The organism is Duganella sp. CF517, from assembly GCF_900110275.1.
GTDB lineage: Bacteria > Pseudomonadota > Gammaproteobacteria > Burkholderiales > Burkholderiaceae_D > Rugamonas.
In genome coordinates this window covers 538,905-561,357 of sequence record NZ_FODC01000001.1, presented here as the reverse complement: position 1 = coordinate 561,357, position 22,453 = coordinate 538,905, and the positions used below count along the sequence as shown (strand labels likewise).

General features: G+C 63.9%; 24 protein-coding genes. 10 read left to right on the top strand and 14 right to left on the bottom strand.

The annotated features are described in order from the left end of the window. Positions 1 to 9: 9 nt before the first annotated feature. Genes mdcA through dctP form a run of 4 tightly spaced genes read right to left on the bottom strand, consistent with a single transcriptional unit; the run spans position 10 to position 4,600 of the window. The gene (gene mdcA / locus BMX85_RS02335) at positions 10 to 1,671 is read right to left on the bottom strand and encodes a malonate decarboxylase subunit alpha (RefSeq protein WP_090314071.1); all 1,662 of its coding nucleotides are present in this window, start codon (positions 1,669 to 1,671) and stop codon (positions 10 to 12) included. Then, positions 1,672 to 3,021: a TRAP transporter large permease gene (locus BMX85_RS02330; protein ID WP_090314070.1), complete on the bottom strand. Its 1,350-nt coding sequence runs from the start codon at positions 3,019 to 3,021 to the stop codon at positions 1,672 to 1,674. It abuts the gene before it with no gap. Then, positions 3,018 to 3,587 (bottom strand): TRAP transporter small permease, encoded by a 570-nt coding sequence (locus tag BMX85_RS02325; protein ID WP_090314069.1) that lies wholly within the window; start codon positions 3,585 to 3,587, stop codon positions 3,018 to 3,020. The genes BMX85_RS02330 and BMX85_RS02325 overlap by 4 nt, the downstream gene beginning before the upstream one ends. Then, entirely contained in the window at positions 3,584 to 4,600 is a 1,017-nt protein-coding gene (gene dctP, locus BMX85_RS02320; protein ID WP_090314068.1) for a TRAP transporter substrate-binding protein, read from the bottom strand. Before dctP ends, BMX85_RS02325 begins: the two co-directional genes overlap by 4 nt. Before the next feature lie 160 nt (positions 4,601 to 4,760). Between dctP and BMX85_RS02315 the strand changes: the two genes are divergently transcribed. Next, positions 4,761 to 5,423, top strand: coding sequence for a GntR family transcriptional regulator (locus BMX85_RS02315; RefSeq protein ID WP_090314067.1), 663 nt, complete (start codon positions 4,761 to 4,763; stop codon positions 5,421 to 5,423). 16 nt (positions 5,424 to 5,439) lie between these two features. Here the strand turns inward: BMX85_RS02315 and BMX85_RS02310 are convergent, their stop codons facing one another. Next, complete coding sequence (locus BMX85_RS02310) at positions 5,440 to 5,901, bottom strand: RrF2 family transcriptional regulator (RefSeq protein WP_090314066.1); 462 nt, start codon at positions 5,899 to 5,901, stop codon at positions 5,440 to 5,442. A 117-nt stretch (positions 5,902 to 6,018) separates the two neighbouring features. Here BMX85_RS02310 and BMX85_RS02305 point away from each other — a divergent pair, with 117 nt between their 5' ends. Further along, a complete protein-coding gene (locus BMX85_RS02305) occupies positions 6,019 to 6,270 on the top strand; it encodes a hypothetical protein (RefSeq protein WP_090314065.1) in 252 nt (83 codons plus the stop codon). 21 nt (positions 6,271 to 6,291) lie between these two features. Here the strand turns inward: BMX85_RS02305 and BMX85_RS02300 are convergent, their stop codons facing one another. Then, positions 6,292 to 7,473, bottom strand: coding sequence for a multidrug effflux MFS transporter (locus BMX85_RS02300; protein ID WP_090314064.1), 1,182 nt, complete (start codon positions 7,471 to 7,473; stop codon positions 6,292 to 6,294). Between the two features lie 154 nt (positions 7,474 to 7,627). On the opposite strand from BMX85_RS02300, the gene epsC reads away from it, so the two are divergent. Then, a complete protein-coding gene (gene epsC, locus BMX85_RS02295) occupies positions 7,628 to 8,551 on the top strand; it encodes a serine O-acetyltransferase EpsC (protein ID WP_090314063.1) in 924 nt (307 codons plus the stop codon). Here epsC and BMX85_RS02290 read toward each other — a convergent pair. The 5 genes from BMX85_RS02290 to BMX85_RS02270 are packed head-to-tail and all read right to left on the bottom strand — an operon-like array spanning position 8,548 to position 13,527. After that, on the bottom strand, positions 8,548 to 9,936 hold the full coding sequence (locus BMX85_RS02290; protein ID WP_090315158.1) for an LLM class flavin-dependent oxidoreductase: 1,389 nt from the start codon (positions 9,934 to 9,936) through the stop codon (positions 8,548 to 8,550). The two genes, epsC and BMX85_RS02290, sit on opposite strands and share 4 nt — an antisense overlap. Next, entirely contained in the window at positions 9,936 to 10,784 is an 849-nt protein-coding gene (locus BMX85_RS02285) for a MetQ/NlpA family ABC transporter substrate-binding protein (protein ID WP_090314062.1), read from the bottom strand. The genes BMX85_RS02290 and BMX85_RS02285 overlap by 1 nt, the downstream gene beginning before the upstream one ends. A 10-nt stretch (positions 10,785 to 10,794) precedes the next feature. Further along, positions 10,795 to 11,487, bottom strand: coding sequence for a methionine ABC transporter permease (locus BMX85_RS02280; RefSeq protein WP_090314061.1), 693 nt, complete (start codon positions 11,485 to 11,487; stop codon positions 10,795 to 10,797). Continuing rightward, the gene (locus tag BMX85_RS02275) at positions 11,480 to 12,310 is read right to left on the bottom strand and encodes a methionine ABC transporter ATP-binding protein (RefSeq protein ID WP_090314060.1); all 831 of its coding nucleotides are present in this window, start codon (positions 12,308 to 12,310) and stop codon (positions 11,480 to 11,482) included. The genes BMX85_RS02280 and BMX85_RS02275 overlap by 8 nt, the downstream gene beginning before the upstream one ends. 8 nt (positions 12,311 to 12,318) lie before the next feature. Next, positions 12,319 to 13,527, bottom strand: coding sequence for an acyl-CoA dehydrogenase family protein (locus tag BMX85_RS02270; protein ID WP_090314059.1), 1,209 nt, complete (start codon positions 13,525 to 13,527; stop codon positions 12,319 to 12,321). A gap of 193 nt (positions 13,528 to 13,720) precedes the next feature. On the opposite strand from BMX85_RS02270, the gene ssuE reads away from it, so the two are divergent. Genes ssuE through BMX85_RS02245 form a run of 5 tightly spaced genes read left to right on the top strand, consistent with a single transcriptional unit; the run spans position 13,721 to position 18,165 of the window. Further along, positions 13,721 to 14,308 (top strand): NADPH-dependent FMN reductase, encoded by a 588-nt coding sequence (gene ssuE / locus BMX85_RS02265; protein WP_090314058.1) that lies wholly within the window; start codon positions 13,721 to 13,723, stop codon positions 14,306 to 14,308. Between the two features lie 21 nt (positions 14,309 to 14,329). Further along, positions 14,330 to 15,322: a sulfonate ABC transporter substrate-binding protein gene (locus BMX85_RS02260; protein ID WP_090314057.1), complete on the top strand. Its 993-nt coding sequence runs from the start codon at positions 14,330 to 14,332 to the stop codon at positions 15,320 to 15,322. Between the two features lie 22 nt (positions 15,323 to 15,344). Continuing rightward, positions 15,345 to 16,487 carry an FMNH2-dependent alkanesulfonate monooxygenase gene (gene ssuD, locus BMX85_RS02255; protein ID WP_373923313.1) on the top strand — a complete coding sequence of 381 codons (1,143 nt, stop codon included), beginning with the start codon at positions 15,345 to 15,347 and terminating at the stop codon, positions 16,485 to 16,487. A gap of 1 nt (position 16,488) precedes the next feature. After that, positions 16,489 to 17,325 (top strand): aliphatic sulfonate ABC transporter permease SsuC, encoded by an 837-nt coding sequence (gene ssuC / locus BMX85_RS02250; RefSeq protein WP_090314055.1) that lies wholly within the window; start codon positions 16,489 to 16,491, stop codon positions 17,323 to 17,325. Between the two features lie 18 nt (positions 17,326 to 17,343). Continuing rightward, the gene (locus BMX85_RS02245; RefSeq protein ID WP_090314054.1) at positions 17,344 to 18,165 is read left to right on the top strand and encodes an ATP-binding cassette domain-containing protein; all 822 of its coding nucleotides are present in this window, start codon (positions 17,344 to 17,346) and stop codon (positions 18,163 to 18,165) included. 33 nt (positions 18,166 to 18,198) lie between these two features. Here BMX85_RS02245 and BMX85_RS02240 read toward each other — a convergent pair whose 3' ends face one another. Continuing rightward, on the bottom strand, positions 18,199 to 18,438 hold the full coding sequence (locus tag BMX85_RS02240) for a hypothetical protein (RefSeq protein WP_229210251.1): 240 nt from the start codon (positions 18,436 to 18,438) through the stop codon (positions 18,199 to 18,201). Positions 18,439 to 18,806: 368 nt separating this feature from the next. On the opposite strand from BMX85_RS02240, the gene BMX85_RS02235 reads away from it, so the two are divergent. Together BMX85_RS02235 and BMX85_RS02230 are read left to right on the top strand one after the other, a co-directional pair. Further along, the gene (locus BMX85_RS02235; protein ID WP_090314052.1) at positions 18,807 to 19,373 is read left to right on the top strand and encodes a YceI family protein; all 567 of its coding nucleotides are present in this window, start codon (positions 18,807 to 18,809) and stop codon (positions 19,371 to 19,373) included. A 90-nt stretch (positions 19,374 to 19,463) separates the two neighbouring features. After that, on the top strand, positions 19,464 to 21,239 hold the full coding sequence (locus tag BMX85_RS02230; protein WP_090314051.1) for an amidohydrolase: 1,776 nt from the start codon (positions 19,464 to 19,466) through the stop codon (positions 21,237 to 21,239). 4 nt (positions 21,240 to 21,243) lie between these two features. Here the strand turns inward: BMX85_RS02230 and BMX85_RS02225 are convergent, their stop codons facing one another. Further along, a complete protein-coding gene (locus tag BMX85_RS02225) occupies positions 21,244 to 21,831 on the bottom strand; it encodes a chromate transporter (RefSeq protein WP_090314050.1) in 588 nt (195 codons plus the stop codon). Next, positions 21,828 to 22,406 carry a chromate transporter gene (locus tag BMX85_RS02220; RefSeq protein WP_090314049.1) on the bottom strand — a complete coding sequence of 193 codons (579 nt, stop codon included), beginning with the start codon at positions 22,404 to 22,406 and terminating at the stop codon, positions 21,828 to 21,830. Before BMX85_RS02220 ends, BMX85_RS02225 begins: the two co-directional genes overlap by 4 nt. Positions 22,407 to 22,453: the final 47 nt, after the last annotated feature.

Sequence of the window (22,453 nt, the reverse complement as noted above, 5' to 3'; positions counted from 1 at the left end):
GTTATTCCTTTACCAGTTGCGGAAACGCTTGGGCGGCTGGTACAAACCGCCCGATGCGCGCACCAGGTCTTTCATATTGCGGGCGGCCAGCAAGTCGCGCGTGGCCAGGCGCTTGTCGACGCCGAGGTCCTCCGCACGCTGGATGATGCCACGATCGCGCAGGTTCTCCACCATGCGCGCGTCGCGTCCCAGTCCGACCGGCGTATAGCCGGCCACGCCGCGTATCGCCTGCTCGCGCTCCTCGTCGGTGCGGCACAGCAGCAGGTTGGCGATGCCTTCTTCGGTCAGGATGTGGGTGACGTCGTCGCCGTAGATCATCACCGGTGGAATCGCCATCTTGGCCTGTTCCATCAGTTCCCAGGCGTCGAGCTTTTCGACGAAGGCAGGCTGCATATGCTCGCGGAAGGTTTCCACCATCTGCACCACCAGCTTCTGGCCGCGCGGGATGGTGTTGCGGCCTTCGCGCGCCTGCTGGCCCGCCTTCAGCCATGCCGGACTGGCGTGGCGCCGTCCGCGCGCGTCCGCACCCATGTTGGAGGCGCCGCCGAAGCCGGAAATGCGGCCCGCCGTCGCCGTCGACGAATTGCCCTGCAAATCGATCTGCAAGGTCGAGCCGATGAACATGTCGCAGGCGTAGTGGCCGGCGGCCTGGCACATGGCGCGGTTGCTGCGCATGGTGCCGTCCGGGCCGATGGCGAAGACGTCGGGCCGCGCGTGGATGTAATCCTCCATGCCCAGCTCCGAGCCGAACGAATGCACCGATTGCACGAAGCCCGCCTCGATCGCCGGAATCAGCGCCGGGTGCGGGTTGAGCGCCCAGTGCTTGCCGATCTTGCCGCGCAGGCCGAGCGACTCGGCGTAGGTCGGCAGCAGCAGCTCGATGGCGGCGGTGTCGAAGCCGATGCCGTGGTTCAGGCGCTGCACGCCGTATTCGGCGTAGATGCCTTTGATGGCCATCATCGCCATCAGCACCTGGATTTCCGAGATCTGCGCCGGATCGCGCGTGAACAGCGGTTCGATATAGTAAGGACGCGGCGACTGCACGACGAAATCGACCCAGTCGCCCGGCACGTCTACGCGCGGCACGCTGTCGACGATGCGGTTGACTTGGACGACGACGATGCCCTGCTTGAAGGCGGTCGCCTCGACGATGGCCGGCGTGTCCTCGGTGTTCGGGCCGGTGTACAGGTTGCCGTGGCGGTCGGCCGCCTCCGCCGCGATCAGGCACACGCGCGGCGGCAGGTCGATGAAGTAGCGGCTGAACAGCTCCAGATAGGTGTGGATCGCGCCGATATTCAGCTTGCCGGCCGACGCCAGCCGCGCCACGCGCGCCGCCTGCGGGCCGGAGAACGAAAAGTCCAGCTTCGAGGCGACGCCGCGCTCGAACACATCCAGATGCTCGGGCAGCGCCAGCACCGACTGCAGCATGTGCAGGTCGTTGACCCGTTCCGGATTCAGATGCGCGAGCGCGTGGCCGAGGAAGTCGGCCTGTTTCTGGTTGTTCCCTTCAAGGCAAACGCGGTCGCCGCATTCGATCACCGCGTGCAGCAGATCGGCGATGCGCGCGGCCGGCAGGCTTTTGCCCGTCAGGTCGGTGCCCAATTCCGTGCCGGCGCGCTTGAGTCGTGCGGCGCGGTTAAGCTGCAAGGTGTTCCATGCGGCGACTGTCATTTACTTTGCTCCCATAATCATGTCAGGCAGGCCTGTGGCGATGGACGGGAACAGGCATAACAAGATCACCGCCACGAACATCAGCACCAGGAAGGGGAACACGCCCCAGATCACATCCTTGAGCGGGATGTCTGGCGCGATGTTCTTGATAACGAATATATTGAGCCCCACCGGCGGATGGATCAAGCCCATTTCCATCACCACGGTCATCACCACGCCAAACCAGATCAAATCGAAACCGGCGTCCTTCAACGGCGGCAGGATGATCGGCGCGGTCATCAGGATAATCGAAACCGGCGGCAGGAAGAAGCCGAATACCACCACCATCAGCAAAATCACCGTCAGCAGCAGCCATTTCGACAGGTGCAGGCTGACCACCCAGTTGGCGGCCGACTGGCTGATGTGCAGATAGCTCATCACGTAGGAGTACAGCAGCGACATCCCGATGATCAGCAACAGCATCGTCGATTCCTTGATCGATGAACTCAGGATGGGCGACAGGTCCTTCGGCCTCCACACGCCGTAGATCACCGCCAGCAGCACCATCGCCAGCAGCGCGCCCAGGCCGGCCGTTTCCGACGGCGTGGCGAAGCCGCCGTAGAGCGCGACCATGACGCCGATCAGCAGCACGATGAACGGCAGCACGCGCGGCAGCATTTCCACTTTTTGCTTCAAGGTGAAATGTTCATCTTCCAGGTAGGGCGATTTTGCGCCGCCGTTCTGGTAGATGGCCAGCGCCATCTTGTATTCCTTTTGCGCGCGGTAGACGGCATAGCCGGCGAACAGCGCGACCAGCAGGACGCCGGGGCCGATACCGGCCAGGAACAGGCGGCCCAGCGACTGCTCGGCGGCGACCGCGTACAGGATCATCGTGATCGACGGCGGCAGCAGGATGCCCAGGGTGCCGCCGGCGGCGATGATGCCGGCCGCGAAACCGGGCGAGTAGCCGCGTTTGCGCATTTCCGGAATCCCCGCCGAGCCGATGGCCGAGCAGGTGGCGGGCGAGGAGCCGGCCATGGCCGCGAACAGCGCGCAGGCGAACACGTTGGCGATGCCCAGGCCGCCGGGGACCTTGTGCATCCAGGTGTGGATGGCGGAGTACAGGTCCTTGCCGGCCGGTGACTTGCCGATGGCCGCGCCCTTCAGGATGAACAGGGGAATCGACAGCAAGGTGATCGACGCCATCTCCTCGTAGACGTTCTGCGTGATCGTGTCGAGCGAGGATGACGGCATGAAGAAGTACATGAAGCCAGTCGCCACCACGCCCAGCGCGAAGGCGATCGGCATCCCGGAGAACATCACCACCAGGGTGACGGCGCCGTACAGCGCGCCCAAAGTCAGTTCGCTCATGCCACACGCTCCAGCGTTGGTTTGGATTTGTTGGTCATTCTCGCCAGCGTTTGCAGCACGATCTGGAGGGTCAGCAGCGTCATGCCGGCCGCCATCATCGAGTACGGTATCCACAGCGGCGGCGCGAAGGTCGACGACGTGGTCTGGCCATCGACCCAGGCTTCGTGGAACAGCGCCCACGATTTCCACGAGAAGAAGGCGCAAAACAGCGCCGAGAGCAGGTCGACGAACAGCAGGCGCGCCGCGTTCACGCCGCGCGGCAGCAGCGAGGCCACCGCCTCGATGCCGATATGGCCGCGATGCGACTGCACGAAGGCCGTGCAGAAGAACGTCACGCCGACCAGCATGAACACCGACGCTTCGTCCTGCCAGTCGGTGGGCGCGTTGAAGAAGTAACGCGACACCACCGAATACGTCAGCACGATGGCGGTGAGCACCAGCGCGATCATCGACACGAACAGCAGCGCGCGATTGACACGGTCCAGCAGCGCGGTTGCCGCCGCTACGACGGCGTTGTCGGGTGGGGCGGGGCCGCGCCCCGGCTCCAGCTCAACGCCGTGGCTCATAGCGTCTGCTCCGCCAATTTCAGCAGTTTGGCGCAGTTATCGTTCTTCTCTCCATAATCCTTCCAGGCGGTGGTGCGGGCGATGGCCTGCCATTTTTTCACCACGGCCGGATTCAGGTCGACCACCTTGGCGCCGACCTTCTGGTACACGGCGGCCACCTGGATGTCGTCGGCCTTGGCCGATTTGAGGGCGAACGCTTCCAGTTCGGCGCCGACCGTCAGGATCAATTGCTGCTGGTCCTTCGGCAGCTTGTCGAAGATCGCGCGCGACATCATCAGCGGCTCGAACATGAACCAGTAGGCGCCGTTGCGGCCCGTGGTCAGCGCCTTCGACACTTCTTCCAGGCGGAAGGAGATCAGCGAGGTGGAGGAGGTCAGCGCCGCCTCCATCGCGCCGGTCTGCATCGCCGCGTAGATTTCGTTGGACGGCAGCGACACCACGGCGGCGCCGGCGGCCTTGAGGATCAGGTCCATCTCGCGCGAGCCGCCACGGATCTTCATGCCCTTGGCGTCGTCCGGATCGATCACCGGCTTGGTGCGCGAGGCGACGCCGCCGGCCTGCCAGATCCAGCTCACCAGCACGATGCCTTTGTCGTAGAGAATGCGACTGAGTTCCTTGCCCACTTCGGCGTTCTTCCAGCCGTACGCCTGCTCGTACGACGTCACCAGCCCCGGCATCAGGCCGATGTTCACCTCGGGCACTTCGCCGCCCGCATACGACAGCGGCACCAGCGACAGATCGAGCGCGCCCTTGCGCATGGCCGAGAACTGGGCGTTGGTCTTCATCAGCGAGGAACCCGGATAGATCTCGAATTTCAGGCCGCCCTTGGAGCGTTTTTCCACTTCGGCGGCGAACATGCGCGTCATGCGGTCGCGGAAGTCGCCCTCGTTGATGGTCCCGCCCGGGAACTGGTGGGAGATTTTAAGCGTCTTGGTCTGCGCCCAGGCAGGTTGGAAGAGTAACGGGCTTGTGGCCAGCGCGGCGAGTACGGACCTGCGGGTAAAAGTGGTCATACATTTCTCCAAGAAAATTGATGTTCAGAAATATTATATTTATTGCATAGTTTATGCAATCTTCTTTTTTGTGTATACAAGATCGTTCACCGTGGATACATTGTCAAGCTCAAAATCGCTCTTATAATGAAGCCTGTATTTCTGAAGGCATCGCCAACCCATGACTAATCACTCCGCAAGCCTGCGTGAACAAATAGAAGAAATGATCGCCGTCGGGGTGTTCAAGCCCGGCCAGCATCTGGACGAGACGGAATTGGCGACCCGATTCGGGGTCTCGCGCACGCCGATCCGCGAAACGCTGATACAGCTGGCGTCAATGGGGCTGGTGGTGATCCGGCCGCGCCGTGGCGCCATCGTGGCGGAATTGGGGCCGCAGCAGCTGGTGGAGATGTTCGAGGTGATGTCGGAAATGGAGGCGACCTGCGGCCGGCTGGCGGCGCGGCGCATGACGCCGGAGGAGCAGAAGGCTTTGCTGGCGGCGCACCAGGCCTGCCTCGCGGCGCTGGAGGCGCATGAGCCGGACGATTACTACTATAAGAACGAAGTGTTCCACGAGGCGATCTACGCCGGCAGCCATAACCAGTTCCTGATCGAGCAAACGCGCAATCTGTACCGGCGCCTGCGGCCGTATCGCCGCCTGCAGCTGCGCGTGCGCGACCGCCTGGCCAATTCCTACCGCGAGCACGAAGGGGTGGTGCAGGCGATCGTGTCCGGCGACGGCGACCTGGCGGCGCGGCTGCTGCGCGAGCACGTGATGATCCAGGGGCAGCGCTTCTCGGACCTGATGGCGTCCCTGCCGCAGTTGTCGCAGCACGCGGCTTGATTGCGCCGCGCCCGAGTTAGTCCTGGCTGGCCGCGCCGCGCATGATGCGCACCGGTTTGATGTTGGAGGCGGCCGGATCGGCCGGCAGCATGTCGGCCAGGGTCTGGCCGTCCAGCACCGCCAGGAAGGCTTTGGTGGCGTCGTTGAGCGTATGTTTGAGGCGGCAGTCCGGCGTTAGCGGACAGGTATCGTTGGCGCGGTCGAAGCACTCGGCCATGAAAAAATCCGTCTCCGTGGCCCGCACCAGCGCGCCGATGTTGATGTCCTTCGGATCCTTGCCGAGACGCAGGCCCCCATTGCGGCCGCGCACCGTCTCCACCAGCCCGGACTGGCCCAATTGATAGACCACTTTCATCAGATGGTTTTTCGAGATCACGTGCAGGTCGGCGATATCCTGGATCGTGACCAGGCGATCCCGGTTGGCGCTGAGGAACAGCAGCGTGCGCAACGAGTAGTCGGTAAAAGAGGTCAGTCGCATCGATGGGTACTTAAGACGGTTTAAGGCGCTATTCTACCTGCGGATGTATATTCGTGCGTGGGCGTACCGACGATCGCTTTCAGGGAACGCAGACTTAGTCAACATCAAGGAGGAATCATGGTCAACGAAGATACGCGCCGCGAATTTGTCAACGAGCTTTGGCAGCGGTTTGAAGCATTGCAGCAGTGGGCGGAAGAGAACTGGCCGGACAAGGAAAATCCGCTGTCCAGCGCCGATTTCGTCGAGTCGCGCAAGGAGATACTGGGCTTGCGCAATCCGGCCCAGGCGCCGGGCGGGGTGCCGGCGGACCGCGAGCCGGAGCAGGGCGGGGCGCAGTATGTGAACGTGAATCCCGCGCCGTGGCCTTGAGCGGTTGCTAAAGCGCCGCTTCTAATGCGTTACCGGCTTGCCGGTTTGGGCCAGCAACCAGGCAATCACGCTGAGTACCAGACTGGCAAGCACACCCCACGCCAGTTTCAACGCGCTGTCGAACAGCAGCGGCGCGACCAGTCCCGAAACGAGCGCGAATAGCAGCATCTGGATGAACGACTGCATCGACGACGCCAACCCGCTGTTGTTCGGGAAGTAGTCCAGCGCGATCATCGACAGCGGCGTCATGGCCAGCGCCAATCCGAACGAGTAGATAAACAGCGGCATCACCGCCCAAGGCACCGCCGCCACATAATGGTAGTTGTAGGCGACGTTGATCAGGCCCGCCGCGATCATGACGGCAAAGCCCATCCACGCCTGCGTGTTGCGGGCGAATTTGTGCGCGAACTTGCCGGACAGCGCAGACCCCACCACCATGCCGCCGATCAGCGGCACGAACATCCACGCGAACGCGGTTTCCGGCAAATGCAGAATGTTCATGACGAAGTAGGCGGCCGAGCCGATATACAGCGCCACGCCGGCGAAGCACATGCCGACCGCTATCGACAGCAACAGGAAGTGATGGTGACTCAGTACCTTCCAGTAGTTCTTCGCGATCGGTGCGAGGTGGAAGGGATGGCGGTCCTTGACGGCCAGGCTTTCGGGCAGCGCGCGCTGCACGGCGATGAACATCAGAAGGCCGAAGGCGGCGAGGAACCAGAACACCGAGCGCCAGCCGAAACCGACCTGCAACCAGCCACCCAGCACCGGCGCGATGGCCGGGGCCAACCCGAACACCATCATGATATGGGCCAAAATCTTTTGCGCCTCGGCGCCGGAGAATCGGTCCATGACGATGGCGCGGCCCACCACCGAGCCGGCGCCGGCGGCCAGGCCCTGCACCACGCGGCAGGCCAGCAGGACGCCGATCGACGGCGCCATCGCCGCGCCGATCGAGGCGGCGATGTACAGCACCAGCGAAATCAGGATCACGGGGCGGCGGCCGAAGGAGTCGGACAGGGTACCGTAAAACAGCATCATGAAGGCGAAGCAGAACAGGAACATGCTCAGGGTTTGCTGGATGATCAGCGGACTGGCGTCGAAGGTCTGGGCGATGGCCGGGAAGGAGGGCAGATAGGTGTCGATGGCCAGCGGTCCGACCATGGTCAGCCCGGCCAGCAGCAGTGTCAGCAAAATATTCATGAAAGGCGTATTGTTCGTTAGACCCGGCATTTTACGCGATATGCGATTACCGCATATCGAAGGGTGAAAAGCTTAGTTCTTATTTGAAGGCGCCGCGGCTAAGCTGTAAAGTGGGTTATTGCGCCCGCGTTTTTATTTCTATATTTGAGACATCATGACCATCGATACTTTTGACGGGACCGGCGTGAAGCCGTCGCACTGGAATTTGGACAGCGTCGTCGAGCAACTGCGCGTCTCGCGCGAGGCCACGCACAATATCCGCCATCATGGCAAGGTCAGGGAGCTGCCGTCGCGGGAAGCGTTGACCATCATCGTCAACGGCCTGTCGGCGGTCTTGTTCCCCACCCACTACGGCCGGCCGAACCTGACCGACGAAAGCATCGATTATTTTGTCGGCGATACGCTCAACACCACCTTGAACCGCCTGACCGAACAGGTCAGGCGCGGTTTGCAGTTTTCGTGCGAGGAGGCGGTGGTCGACGAGGAAAAGCTGACGCGCTGCGCGCACGCCATCACGCGCGAATTCGCGGCCGGCCTGCCCGCGATCCGCGCGCTGATGGTCTCCGACGTGCAGGCGGCGTTTTCCGGCGATCCGGCGGCGACGTCGGTCGCGGAGATCATGTTGTGCTATCCCGGCACGATCGCGATCCTGTATTACCGTCTGGCCCATAGCCTGCACCGCCTCGGGTCGCCGTTCCTGGCACGGTTGATCTCCGATATCGGCCATTCGCTGACCGGTATCGACATCCATCCCGGCGCGCAGATCGGCGGCAGCTTCTTCATCGACCACGGTACCGGCGTGGTGATCGGCGAGACCGCCATCATCGGCCAGCGCGTGCGGCTGTACCAGCATGTCACGCTTGGCGCCAAGCGCTTCCCGGCCGACGACAAGGGCATGCTGATCAAGGGCGTGCCGCGCCATCCGGTGGTGGAGGACGACGTCGTTATCTACGCCGGCGCGACGATTTTGGGCCGCATCACGATTGGCGCCGGTTCCACCATCGGCGGCAATGTGTGGCTCACGCAGAGCGTCCCGGCGGGCAGCAACGTCTCGCAGGCGCAGATGCGCAACGATTAGGCGGCCGATTTCAACGGCGCCGCGTCGATCCGCACTTGCCGGCCGGCGTGCGCCGGCGCCAGCCGCGGCCCCTGTCCGAACACCTGTTCGCGCAGGGTCCCTGGTGAGTACTCCTTGCGATAGCGGCCGCGCCGCTGCAACTCCGGCACAATGAGTTCCACCACGTCGCGCATGCTTTCGTGGGCCACCGCGAACGCCAGATTGAAGCCGTCGATTCCCGTCTCGTCCTGCCATGCCTCCAGTTGATCGGCCACCTGCGACGGATCGCCGACCAGTACCGGTCCGCGCCCGCCAAGGCCGATGAACTCCGCCGCCTCGCGCACCGTCCACTTGCGGTCCGGGTCCGCCTGGCTGAACGACGCCAGGGCCGAGCGTCCGGCGTCCGAGTCGATATATTCGATCGTCGCGTCGAGTGCGAAGCGGCTGAAGTCCACGCCGGTCCAGCCGGACAGCAGCGCCAATGCCGCCTCTATATCGATATGCCGGCGATACTCTTCGTGCCTGGCGCGCGCCTGCGCCTCGGTCGGCGCGGTCACGATCAGCGCCTGCGCGTAGATCTTCAGTTCATCGCCATCGCGGCCCGCCGCCCGCACGGCGGCGCGCAAATCGTCGGCATACTTTTTTACCACTTGCTTGCTGGGGCCACTGACGAAGGTGCACTCCGCGTGCCTGGCCGCGAACGCCGTGCCGCGCGGCGAGGTGCCGGCCTGGTACAGCAACGGCGTGCGTTGTGGCGACGGTTCGCACAGATGGAAGCCGGGCACCTTGTAGTGCCGTCCCGCGTGGTTGATCGGATGCACGCGCGATGGCTCGGCGTAGACGCCGCGCCGCTTGTCGTTGACCACCGCGTCATCGTCCCAGCTTTTTTCCCACAGCTTGTAGACGACATCCATGTACTCGTCCGCCAGGTCGTAGCGATCGTCGTGGCCCAATTGCTGGTTAAGCCCGAGGTTGCGCGCCGCGCTATCGAGGTAGCCGGTGACGATATTCCAGCCGATGCGGCCGCGCGTCAGGTGGTCGAGCGTCGAGATGCGGCGCGCGAAGGTGTAGGGATGCTCGTACGTCAGCGCGCACGTCACGCCGAAGCCAAGGTGCGTTGTCGCCTGCGCCATGAGCGGCACCAGCGCCAGCGGATCGTTCAGCGGCGCCTGAACGCCATGCCGCAGCGCCGCGTCGGCGCTGCCTTGATACACATCGTAGGCGCCCAGCACATCGGCCAGGAACACCGCATCGAAGCGGCCTTCCTCCAGCAAGCGCGCCAGCTCGGTCCAGTGATCAGGATCGGTGTAGCGGTGGCCGTTGTCGCGCGGATGCGTCCACAGACCCGGCGACTGGTGGCTCACCGTGTGCATCTGGAAGGCGTTGAAGCGTATTGGCTTGCCCATCATTTTCCGGAGGCGGGTTTGCCGCCGGCTTCCAGCGCCAGTTGATAGTCGGTCTTGGCATAGTCGGCGAAGTGCTTCTTGGTCACCTCCAGGAACTCGCGCGAGCGGTAGGCGGCCGCGATATCCTTGGCGAACTGCTTGTCCTTGTCCGCGGTGCGCACCGCCACCAGATTGGCGTAGTTGGGCGAGATTTTCTCCGTCGTCAGCGCATCCTTGAGTTTCAGGCCCGACGCCAGCGCGTAGTTACCGTTGACGAAGGAATAGTCGGTGTCCTGCAGCGAGCGTGGCAACTGCGCCGCTTCCAGCGGTATCAATTTGATTTTCTTGATGTTGGTCGCGATGTCTTTTTCGGACGCCCGCACCGGGTCGTATTTGTCGCGCAGCTTGATCCAGCCCAGTTGATCGAGCAGCACCAGCGCGCGCGCCTGGTTGGTCGGGTCGTTGGGCAGCGCCACGGTGGTGCCTTCCTTCACATCGCTGAGCGTCTTGTGCCTTTTGCTGTAGATGGCGATGGGGGCCGTGGGCACCTTCACCAATTCGCTCAGTTGCAGCTTGTGCTCCGTCGAGAACTTGGTCAGGTAGATAATGTGCTGGAAGATGTTGGCGTCGAGCGAACCCTCGGCCAGCGCGAAGTTGGGCTGGATGTAGTCGTTGAACTCCACCAGCTTGACCTTGTAGCCCTGTTTTTCCAGGATAGGCTTGATGCCCAGCTTGACCTGGTCGGCGTACGGACCGGCGCTGGTGCCGATCACCAGTTCCTTCGGGTCTTTGGCGTTGGCGATGGTGTTGGCGCCGGTGGCGATGAGCAGGGCTGCCAGCAGCAGTTGACGGCGATTCGGGGTTTTCATTTGTTTTCCTCTAGCGTTTATCGATACGTTTGGCGATGCGGTTGCCGGTGAACTGGATCAGCTGCACCATGACGATCAGGATGGCGACGGTGGCGACCATGATGTCGGTTTCGAAGCGGTAGTAGCCGTAGCGGATCGCCAGGTCGCCGATGCCGCCGCCGCCCACCACGCCGGCCACGGCGGAATAGGACAGGAAGCTGATCGACAGCACGGTGAGCGCCAGAACCAGTCCGGAGCGCGCTTCGACCAGCAGCACCCGCAGCACGATTTGCAGTTCCGACGCGCCCATCGCGTGCGCCGCCTCGACGACGCCGCGCGGCACTTCGCGCAGGTTCTGCTCCACCATGCGGGCGAAGTAGGGGATGGCGGCGAACGACAGCGGCACGGCCGCGGCCAGCGGTCCGATCGAGGTGCCGGCGATGATGCGGGTGAAAGGCACCAGCGCCACCAGCAGGATGATGAAGGGGAAGGAGCGCACCGTATTGACGAACCAGCCCAGCACCAGCGCGGCGGGACGGTTTTGCAGCGATTGACCGTCGGCGACCAGGAACAGCAGGATGCCGAGCGGACCGCCGATCAGCACCGCCGCCGTCAGCCCGATGCCGAGCATCGTCAGGGTCTGGCCCAAGGCGGTCCACATTTCGGGCAGCATGGCCATGACGTTGACCGCCGACACGCTCAGGGAGCTGATCGACTCAAACATGGGCGCTCTCCCGGTTGGCGGCCGAGGCGCGCGAGGCCGCATCGGCGATGCCCAGCGCGGCCGCGCCATGCTGCGCCAGCTCGCGGCCCAGCGCCGTCTTGCGCGGGACCGTCAGGCTGGCCGCATCGTCGAGCGCGAACTGTTCGGCGATGGCGCCGTCCTCGATGACGGCGACGCGGTTGCAAATTTCGCCGATCACCGACAGCTCGTGGCTGACGATCACAATGGTGACGCCGAGCCGGCGATTGATGTCGCGCAGCGTCGCCAGCAGGGCGCGGGTGGTTTCGGCATCCAGCGCGGACGTCGGTTCGTCGCACAGCAGCACGGCCGGTCCGCTGGCCAGCGCGCGGGCGATGGCGACGCGCTGTTTCTGGCCGCCGGACAGCTGCGCCGGATAGCTGGCCGATTTTCCGCCCAACTCGACCAGTTCCAGGCATTGGTTGACACGTTCGGTGATGCGGTCGGCCGTCAGTCCGCCGTGGATGCGCAGCGGGAAGGCGACGTTGTCGAAGACGCTGGCGTTTTGCAGCAGATTAAACTGCTGGAAGATCATGCCGATGTTGCGGCGGGCGTCGCGCAGCGCGCGCTTGTTCAACGACGTCAGCTCGCGGCCGTCGACCTGGATCAGGCCCTGGTCCGGGCGTTCGAGCAGGTTGATGAGGCGCAGCAGCGTGGATTTTCCGGCGCCGCTTTTGCCGATCAGGCCAAAGATGTCGCCCTGGTCGACCGACAGCGAGACGTTGCGCACGGCGTGGAACGTTCCGCCGCCGGGCAGCGGGAACGTTTTATCCGCATGGGTGATGTTAATCAATGGAGTCGTCATCGGCGATATCACGAGTAGGCGGTGGGGTCGGGTACCGTGCCATCGAGCGCGTAGCGTCCGAGATCGCGGATTTTGTAGTCGACCGGATCGTGCAGGGTGTGCACGCGCACGTTGCGCCAGAACCTGTCGTAGCCGTAGCGGGCCGAGGTCGAGCGCGCGCCCGTGAGTTCGAACATCTGGTTGCTGATATCGATGCCGGCGGTATGTGCCAGCACCTTGGCCTCGGCCACGGCGACGGCCAGTTCGCCGCGCTGGCGGGCGGTGACCGCGCTCCCGAGTCGGAACAAGCGGTCCAGTTCCCGCGCCGCGTGGTCGGCCAGCACCGCCGCGGGCCGCAGCTTGAGCCACAGTTGGCCGAAGCGGTGTTGTATCAGCGGATCGGCGGCTGCCGACGCCGCGCCGGAGGCGAACCATGGCCGCGCCTCGCTCAAGGTGTAGGCGCGCGCCGCCTCGAAGGCGCCCTCGCCGATGCCGAGGTACAGATTGGCCATGATCAGTTGCGCGATCTGCGAGCGCAAGGTCGCGCGCGCGGTCGGCGTATGGCCCGGCGCCTGCAGCACTTGCGTCGATGGCAGCGCGACCTGGTTGAAGTGAACGTTGCCGCTGTCGGTCTGGCGCTGGCCGAAGGCGTCCCAGTCGGCTTGCACGGACACGCCTTCCTGGCGCGTCGGCAGCACGCCGATCAAGGCGGTTTCGGTCTCCGCGTGCCAGGCCGAGATGGTCAGCCAGTCGGAGCCCACGGAGCCGGACGAAAAACTCTTGACGCCATCGAGCACGAAGCCATAGTCGGCTTCCACCGCCGTGGTGCGGCGGTCCAGCGGATTTAGCGCGTTGCCCCAGAACAGATTCTGTTCCACGGTTAGTGTCAGGAAGCGGCGCTGCTGCTGCGGCGTGCCGTATAGATCGACACCCGCCAGTTGCAGATAGTGGAAGCCGAGGACGTGCGCCAGCGCGCTGTCGGCGCGCGCCACGATGCGGATCACCTGGTAGACCGTCGGCCAGTCCGCGCCCTGGCCGCCGAAGGCGGTGGGGATCGACAGCGTCAGCAAGCCGGATTCGCGTATCCATTCGCGCTCCCGCGCCGCATGGCCGCCGGCCTGGTCGCGGGCGTTGGCTGTTTCCGCCAGACGTTTCGCCAGATCGGCGGCGACGTCCAGCGGGTCCGGTGCCGCGTCCTGTGCCGGATGCGCCGCCGTTTTGAGTAAAGCTTTAGACATGGTATGTCCATTGGATGGTGGGGGTGTTTTTAGTATTGCATCCCCGTCGTCATACCGTACACGAAGAAATCCAGCTTTCCATATGCGGAAAAATCATGGTACGGAATCCGCATATCAAAGCGTAAAACTATTCGTTTTGTTTTCAAAGGTGCGGATTTATTCTGGTCGCCACAACATCAATGGGGACCAGAGCATGAGCATTCTTCTTATAGGCGGCAGCCCAGCGGCGACATCGAGCACCGGCCGTTTGCTGGATCATGTCGGCGAAAAGCTAGCCTTGCACGGCCATCGCTACAGCAAGCTGCAGGTGCGCGATCTGCCGCCGCAGGCGCTGCTGCATGCCGATACGTCGGACCTGGCGATCAAGCGCGCGCTGGCCGCGGTCGCCGCCGCCGACGCCGTGGTGATCGCCACTCCGGTCTATAAAGCGTCGTTCACCGGCATTCTGAAGGCCTTCCTCGACCTGCTGCCGCAGGACGGCCTGGCCGGCAAACTGGTGCTGCCGCTGGCCACCGGCGGCAGCCAGTCGCACATGCTGGCGCTGGACTACGCGCTGCGGCCGGTGCTGCACGCGCTCGATGCGCGCCATGTGCTCACCAGCGTTTACGCCACCTCCCAGCAGTTGGTATGGGTCGAGGGTTCCGGCCTGGCGCTGGACCAGGCGATTTCCTGGCGCGTGCAGGCCGGCGTCGAAGCCCTGGCGGCCGGCTTGAACGCCCTCAGTGGCCGCATCGGCGACAGCTATGTTGTGCAGGCCGAACCGGTACGTCTGGCAAGTTAAGTCACCTTCAAGGAAGCATTCATGAGCATCGAACAAAAACGCGCCGCGCGCCGCTACACATTGGGTCTGCTGTTCGCCGCCGGCGTGCTGGCTGCCGGAGCGCCGACCATCGCGGCGGCGCAGGCCAAGCCGGAAGCGCAGACCCTGCGCATCGGCTATCAGAAATACGGCACCTTGACCTTGCTGAAGGGGCGCGGCACGCTGGAACAGCGCCTGGCGACCAAGAACATCACCGTCAAATGGACCGAATTCCCGGCCGGGCCGCAACTGCTGGAGGGGCTCAATGTCGGCAGCGTCGATTTCGGCACCGTCGGCGAAGCGCCGCCGATCTTCGCGCAGGCGGCCGGCGCCAACCTGGTTTATGTCGGCAACGAGCCGCCGTCGCCGGCCAGCGAGGCGATCGTGGTGCAGAAGGATTCGAAGATCCGCAGCCTGGCCGAGTTGAAAGGCAAGAAGGTCGCGCTGAACAAGGGATCGAACGTGCACTACCTGCTGGTCAAGGCGCTGGAGAAGGCCGGCATCGGCTACAAGGAGATCGATATCGTCTTCCTGCCGCCGGCCGACGCGCGCGCGGCGTTTGAACGCGGCAGCGTCGATGCGTGGGCGATCTGGGATCCGTTCCTGGCCGCCGCCGAGAAGCAGCTGGGCGCGCGCGTTCTGGCCGACGGCAAGGGCCTGGTCGCCAACCACCAGTTCTATCTGGCGGCGCGTCCGTATGCGGAAAAGAACCAGGAAGTGGTCCGCATCGTGCTCGAGGAAATCGCCAGGGTCGACGAGTGGGGCGCCAGGAATCCGAAGGAAGTGGCCACCATCCTGTCGGCGCAAACCGGGCTCGATACGGAAGTGGTGGCGCTGGCCGCCTCCCGTTACGCCTATGGCGTCAAGCCGATCACCGCCGACGTGCTGCAACAGCAGCAAAAGCTGGCAGACGCCTTCTCCAATCTCAAGTTGATCCCGAAACCGATCGTGGTCAAGGACGCACAACTGCCTGCGAAACAGCTGGCGGCGCAATAAAGGAATCGAGTACACCATGTCATTGAATATCTTCTGGTTTATCCCCACCCATGGCGACAGCCGCTATCTTGGCACTTCGAAGGGCGCACGCCCGGTCGATGCCGATTATCTGAAACAGTGCGCGGTCGCCGCCGACACGCTCGGCTACGACGGCGTGCTGCTGCCGACCGGCCGCTCGTGCGAGGACGCATGGGTGGTCGCCTCGTCGCTGATCAGCGTCACGCAAAAGCTCAAGTTCCTGGTCGCCATCCGTCCCGGCCTGACGACGCCGGGCCTGGCGGTGCGCATGGCCGCCACCTTCGACCGCTTGTCGAACGGCCGGCTGTTGATCAACGTCGTCACCGGCGGCGACCAGGGGGAGCTGGAGGCGGACGGCCTGTACGCCGACCACGCCAAGCGCTATGAAATCTCGGATGAATTCATCCGCGTCTGGCGCGCGTCGGTGGCGGGAGAGGGCGGCGACGCCGGCTACGATTTCGAGGGCAAGCATATCAAGGTGAAGGGCGCCAAGACGCTGTATCCGGCGGTGCAAAAGCCCTATCCACCGCTGTACTTCGGCGGTTCCTCGGAGCCGGCGCACGAACTGGCGGCCGAACAGATGGACGTCTACCTGACCTGGGGCGAACCGCCGGCCGCCGTCGCCGAGAAGATCGCCGACATCCGCGCGCGCGCCGCCAAGCATGGCCGCACCGTGAAATTCGGCATCCGCCTGCACGTGATCGTCCGCGAAACCAACGAAGCCGCGTGGCGCGCGGCCGATGAACTGATCAGCCATCTGGACGACGACATCATCGCCAAGGCGCAGGCGGCGTTCGGCAAAATGGATTCGGTGGGGCAGCAGCGCATGGCCGCCTTGCACGGCGGCCGCCGCGACAAGCTGGAGGTCTCGCCCAACCTGTGGGCCGGCGTCGGCCTGGTGCGCGGCGGCGCCGGCACCGCGCTGGTCGGCGACCCGGAAACGGTGGTCGCGCGCATCCAGGAGTATGCGGATCTGGGCATCGACACCTTCATCTTCTCCGGCTACCCGCATCTGGAGGAATCGTACCGCTTCGCCGAACTGGTGTTCCCGCTGCTGGGTAAAGGCAAAGCGGTGGGCGAACAGTCGTTGAGCGGGCCGTTCGGCGAAGTGATGGCCAGCGATATCGTGCCGAAGAAGGCGGCTTGAGATGGCGGCCGTCCTACCCCAACCCTTGGTCAAGAGCACCCGCAAGCCCGCGCGCAAGAGTAGCGGCGGCGCCGGCGGCCGGGCGCCGGTCAGCGTGTTCGCGCCGTGGATCCTGCCGGTATTGCTGATCGCCGGCTGGCAGGCGGCCTCGCAACTGGGCTGGCTCTCGAGCCGCATCCTGCCGGAGCCGTGGGCGGTGGCAAAGGCCTTCTGGACGCTGGCGGAGTCCGGCGAATTGTGGGTGCACCTTCGCACCAGCTTGTGGCGCGCCGTCAGCGGCTTCGCCATCGGCGCCGGACTCGGTCTGGCGCTCGGCCTGCTGACGGGCAGTTTCCGCCGCGCCGAGACGCTGCTCGACACCACGCTGCAAATGGTACGCAACATCCCGGCGCTGGCGCTGATACCGCTGGTGATCCTGTGGTTTGGCATCGATGAAACGGCCAAGCTGTTCCTGCTGGCGGTGGGTGTGTTCTTCCCGGTGTATCTGAACACCTTCCACGGCATCCGCTCGGCCGACCAGGGCTTGATCGAGATGGCGCGCAGCTACGGCCTGTCCGGCTGGCCGCTGTACCGCGACGTGATCCTGCCGGCGGCGCTGCCGTCGATCCTGGTGGGCGTGCGGTTTTCGCTCGGCCTCGTGTGGGTGCTGCTGATCGTGGCGGAGACCATTTCGGCGCAGGCGGGCATCGGCTACATGACGATGAACGCCCGCGAGTTCCTGCAGACGGACGTCGTGCTGGTCGGGATACTGCTATATGCGTTGCTGGGCAAGGCGGCCGACCTGCTGTCGCGCGGCCTGGAAAAGCGCTTCCTGCGCTGGAATCCCGCCTACCGTTGATTTGATGGAGTAAATAATATGAACATTTCGACCGCGTTATTCGATGTCCCCGGCCTGTCGAAGGCGAGCAGGCAAAGCACGGCGGCACCGGCGCCGGCGCCCATCAAGCGCCAGGGCGTGTCGCTGGCGCTGGAAGGCTTGAGCAAATCCTTCGGCGAGCGCGAGGTGTTGAAGGATGTGCGGCTGGAGCTGCATCCGGGCGAGTTTGTCGCCGTGGTGGGGCGCAGCGGCTGCGGCAAGAGCACTTTGCTGCGCGCTATCGCCGGCCTGGAGACGGTCGACCAGGGCAGCATCGCGATCGGCACGGGCGCCATCGGGGCCAGTATCCGCATCATGTTCCAGGAGGCGCGCCTGCTGCCGTGGAAGACGGTGCTGGAAAACGTGGCGCTCGGGTTGCCACGCTCGCTGAACGCGGCGGCGGCGACCTTGTCGACGGTGGGGCTGGCCGAACGCGCCGACGATTGGCCGGCGGAGCTGTCCGGCGGCCAGCGCCAGCGCGTGGCGCTGGCGCGCGCCTTGCTGCACGAGCCGCAGTTGCTGCTGCTGGACGAGCCGCTCGGCGCGCTGGACGCGTTGACGCGCATCGAGATGCAGCAGCTGATCGAGGCGTTGTGGCTGCAGCGCGGGTTCACGGCGGTGCTGGTGACGCATGACGTGCAGGAGGCGCTGGCCTTGGCCGATCGCGTGGTGCTGATCGAGGACGGGCGCATCACGCTCGATCTGAAGGTGGACTTGCCGCGCCCGCGCGCGCGCGGCAACGCCGCTTTCGCCGCGCTGGAGCAACGGCTGTTGAGCAGTATCCTGCATCACCCGGCGCCGCCGCACGCCGCCGCCGCGTAAGCGAGGACCGCGCGGCCTGGCGCTGGTCGCCGGTTATGCGCGATTTTCCGGATCGGCCCTTCGCTCGGGCGGCTCGCCCTCCTCGAAACCGGCGACAAACAGCATGAGCAGGTCGGCGTCGACTTTCTCATATCCCGCCTCCAGAACGTCTTTGCCGATCTTGGTCAGCTCCGCCGGGCTGGCCCCGGCGTTCAAATTATCGATGGCATGTCTGGTTGCCTTGCCTAGCGCGAACACTAACTCTGCAGTCATAGTTTTTTCTGTGGCACTCATTTACACTCTTTCATTTCGGGCGCGCGGCTGTCCGCGCTGATGGCTGTCGCAGGCTGATGTGCCCGCCGGGCTCAGCATAGCAGGTTGCTGTTGATGAAGCCCCCGGCGCCGCGAGCAACAGGACGTGGCTCGCCCCGCGCATGCATTGGCGCGGGTCCGCCTTTTGGCGGATTTCAATCGCCCCGCACTCCGCTATCATCTCTCCTACCGGCCCTATGATCGATTTTATCGATAGTAACGCGGTAAATTTTTCGTTTTACAACTTTAGATGTCGCGAGCATAATCGTTCGCACTCGAGGACATGTACGGGCTGACAGAACCAGCCCCGTCGCGTTCTCATCCGTATGTCAACATTCTGGAGTTCTACAATGAAAAAAATCTTTGCCCTGCTGGTCGCCGCTGGTATCTCGATGTCCGCCGTGGCCGCACCTGAGACGTTCTCGTCCGATGCCAACCACACCTTCTCGAGCTTCACGTATAGCCACTTCGGCTACTCGCTGCAGACGAGCCGCTTCAACAACACCAGCGCCAAGATCACGATCGACCGCGCCGCCAAGACCGGCTCGGTGGAAGCGACCATCGACACCAAATCGGTCGATACCGGCTCGAAACTGTTCGACCAGCACATCCAGGGCGAGGATTTCCTCGACACCGGCAAGTTCCCGACCATCACCTACAAGTCGACCAAGGTCAACTTTAAGGGCGACGCGCCATCGACCATCGACGGCAACCTGACCATCAAGGGCGTCACCAAGCCGGTGACCCTGACCGTGACCGGCTTCAAATGCGCCGACCACCCGATGATGAAGAAACTGGCTTGCGGCGCCAACGCCACCGCCACCATCAAGCGCACCGAGTTTAACGCAGGCAAATACGCACCGAACGTCGGCGACGACGTTACCCTGACCTTCGCGGTCGAAGCCATCAAGGACTAATCGAACCGGGCTCGCTCGTTTCGTTGGCCTGTGATGTGGGCCGGCGCGGTATTCGTTCCGCGCCGGCCCATTATTTTTAGGAGTAGTACGATGAAATTGAAGCAGCTCGCTGTTGCAGTCACCCTGATCCACGCCGCCGGCCTGTCCACCTTGGCGCAGGCCGCCACGGATCTGATCATTACCAACGGCAAGATCGCCACGATGACGAAAGAGGGCGCGTTCGTCCAGGCGCTCGCCATCAAGGACGGCAAGATCGAGGCCGTCGGCAGCAATGCCAGCATCCTCAAGCTCAAATCGGCCAACACCCGGTTGATCGACGCCGGCGGCAAGACCGTCATTCCCGGCCTTAACGACTCCCACCTGCACATCATCCGCGAGGGCTTGAACTACAACGCCGAGCTGCGCTGGGACGGCGTGACGTCGCTGAAGAAGGCGTTGCAGATGCTCAAGGAGCAGGCCGCGCGCACGCCGGACGGCGCCTGGATCAAGGTCGTCGGCGGCTGGAACGAATACCAGTTCGAGGAAAAGCGCCTGCCGACCCTGGCGGAGATCAATGAAGCGGTGCCGGACAAGCCGGTGTTCCTGCTGTACCTGTACGGCCTGGGCTTCCTCAACCAGAAGGGCATCGCCACGCTGGGCTACAACGCCGACACCAAGTTCAAGGATGGCGTGGTCGAGCTGGGCGCGGACGGCAAGCCGACCGGCCTGCTGATCGCCAAGCCGAACGCGATGATCCTGTACACCACGCTGGCCAAGACCAACGTGCTGCCGCGCGAGCAACAAATCAATTCCACACAGCAGTATTACAATGAACTGAACCGTCTTGGCCTCACCAGCGCGATCGACGCCGGCGGCGGCGGACAGGCTTATCCGGACGACTACGCGGTCAGCCTGGAACTGGCCAAAAACGGCAAGTTGACGGTGCGCACCTCGTATTACCTGTTCGCGCAAAAGCCGGGCAAGGAGCTGGAGGATTACCAGCGCTGGCTGACGCAGACCAAGCCGGACAAGAACGACCACTTGTTCTACGCCAACGGCTACAACACCGAGGGCGGCGGCGAGAACCTGGTGTGGAGCGCGGCCGATTTCGAGAACTTCCTGGAGCCGCGGCCGAACATGCCCAAGGAAATGGAGGGCGAACTGGAGCCGGTGCTGCGCCTGCTGATCAAGAACCGCTGGCCGTTCCGCATCCACGCCACCTATGACGAGAGCATCGACCGCGATTTGGCGGTGATCGAAAAGGTCAACCAGGATCTGCCGCTGAACGGGCTGCGCTGGTTCTTCGACCATGCCGAAACCATCAGCGACAAGCAACTGGCGCGCGTCAAGGCGCTGGGCGGCGGCATCGCCGTGCAGAACCGCATGTACTTCCAGGGCGAACTGTACTGGAAGCAGTACGGCGCGCAAACCCGTCAGATGCCGCCGATCAAGAAGATACTGGAGATGAAGATTCCGGTGGGCCTGGGCACGGACGGCACGCGCGTCAGCAGCTACGGTCCGTGGCCGTCGATTTACTGGGCGGTGACGGGCAAGACGGCGGGCGGCCTGAGCCTGTGGCAACCGGGCGATGTGCTCAGCCGCTATCAGGCGCTAAAGCTGATGACGCAGGGCAGTGCGTGGATGAGCGGCGAGGAAAAGCTCAAGGGCACGCTGGCCAAGGGCCAGTACGCCGACGTGGTGATCTTGCCGCAGGATTATTTCTCAATGGATGTCGAGAAGATCAAGAATCTTGAAAGCAGCCTGACCATCGTCAACGGCAAGGTGGTGTACGCGGCGCCGGAGTACCAGCAATTGGCGCCGGCCGTGCCGGACGTGCAGCCGGAGTGGAGCCCCGTCAAGTATTACGGCGGCTACCAGAACAAGTAATCCGTCACACCAGCCCGTACCATCCCAGCACGGCGCCGGCACCAAGCAGCCACAGTAAATGCAGCTTGGTGCGCCAGATGATGACGCCAGCGGCCACCGACAACAGCCACAACGGCCAGTCGGTGGTCCAGTCGCTGTTGGCGCTGCCCAGGATGATCCCCACGGACACCATCAATCCCACCACCACCGGCGTCATGCCTTGCTTGAACGCCCGCACGCCCAGCAACTCGCGGTTGCGGTGGCCCCAGCGCGCCGCCAGATACGTCAACGTGGTGCTCGGCAGCAAAACGCCGAACATCGTCACCGCCACGCCGGCGAACGCCGCCGTATAGCTACCGGCGTTCAAGCCCACGTTCCAGCCCATCAGCGCGACGAACAGGACGTTCGGCCCCGGCGCGGCCTGGGCGATGGCGATCGAGTCGTTGAATTGCGATTGCGTCAGCCAATGGTGCTCCTCGACCAAAAAGCGGTGCATCTCCGACGTGGTCGAGATCGCGCCGCCGATCGACAGCAGCGACAGCAGCATGTAATGGCCGAACAGGTTCAGCCAGTCGGTAAAGCTCAAGACGATATGGATAGGCGCCGCGGTCATGGTGATTTCGCCTTCATGGTGCGGTAGGTCAGCGTGACGGCGATGCTGCCAAGGATCAGCAGGGTGTAGGCCAGCGGCATGCGCATGACCACGACAAAGCCGACGCACAGCACGGCGATCAGGCCGGTCAGCCACATCGGCAGCGGATGCTTGCGCAGCGCCGAGGCCAGTTTCACGCCGGTGGCGGCGATCATGCCGGCCGACACCGCCGCCATGCCGCGCAGCGCGCCGGCCACGCCCGGATGGTGGGCATATTGCGCATGCAGCAGCGCCAGGCACAGCACCACGATCAACGGCACCGTCAGCATGCCCGCCAACGCCGTCATGGCGCCCCGCAGACCGTAGTAGCGGCTGCCGATCATCAGCGACAGGTTGACGACGTTCGGGCCCGGCATGATCTGGGCGACCGCCCAATCCTCGACGAACTCATCCTGCGTGAGCCAGCGCTTGCGCTCGACCATCTCGCGCTGCACGACCGCGAGCACGCCGCCGAAGCCTTGCAAGGCCAGGATGGTGAACGATAGGAACAAATCAAACAGCGAAGTGGGGCGGGGGCGCGGCGTTTCTGGAGTCATCCAGCCATTATCGCCCCGGTTATTGCCTTGTGTCTATTGCCTTCAGT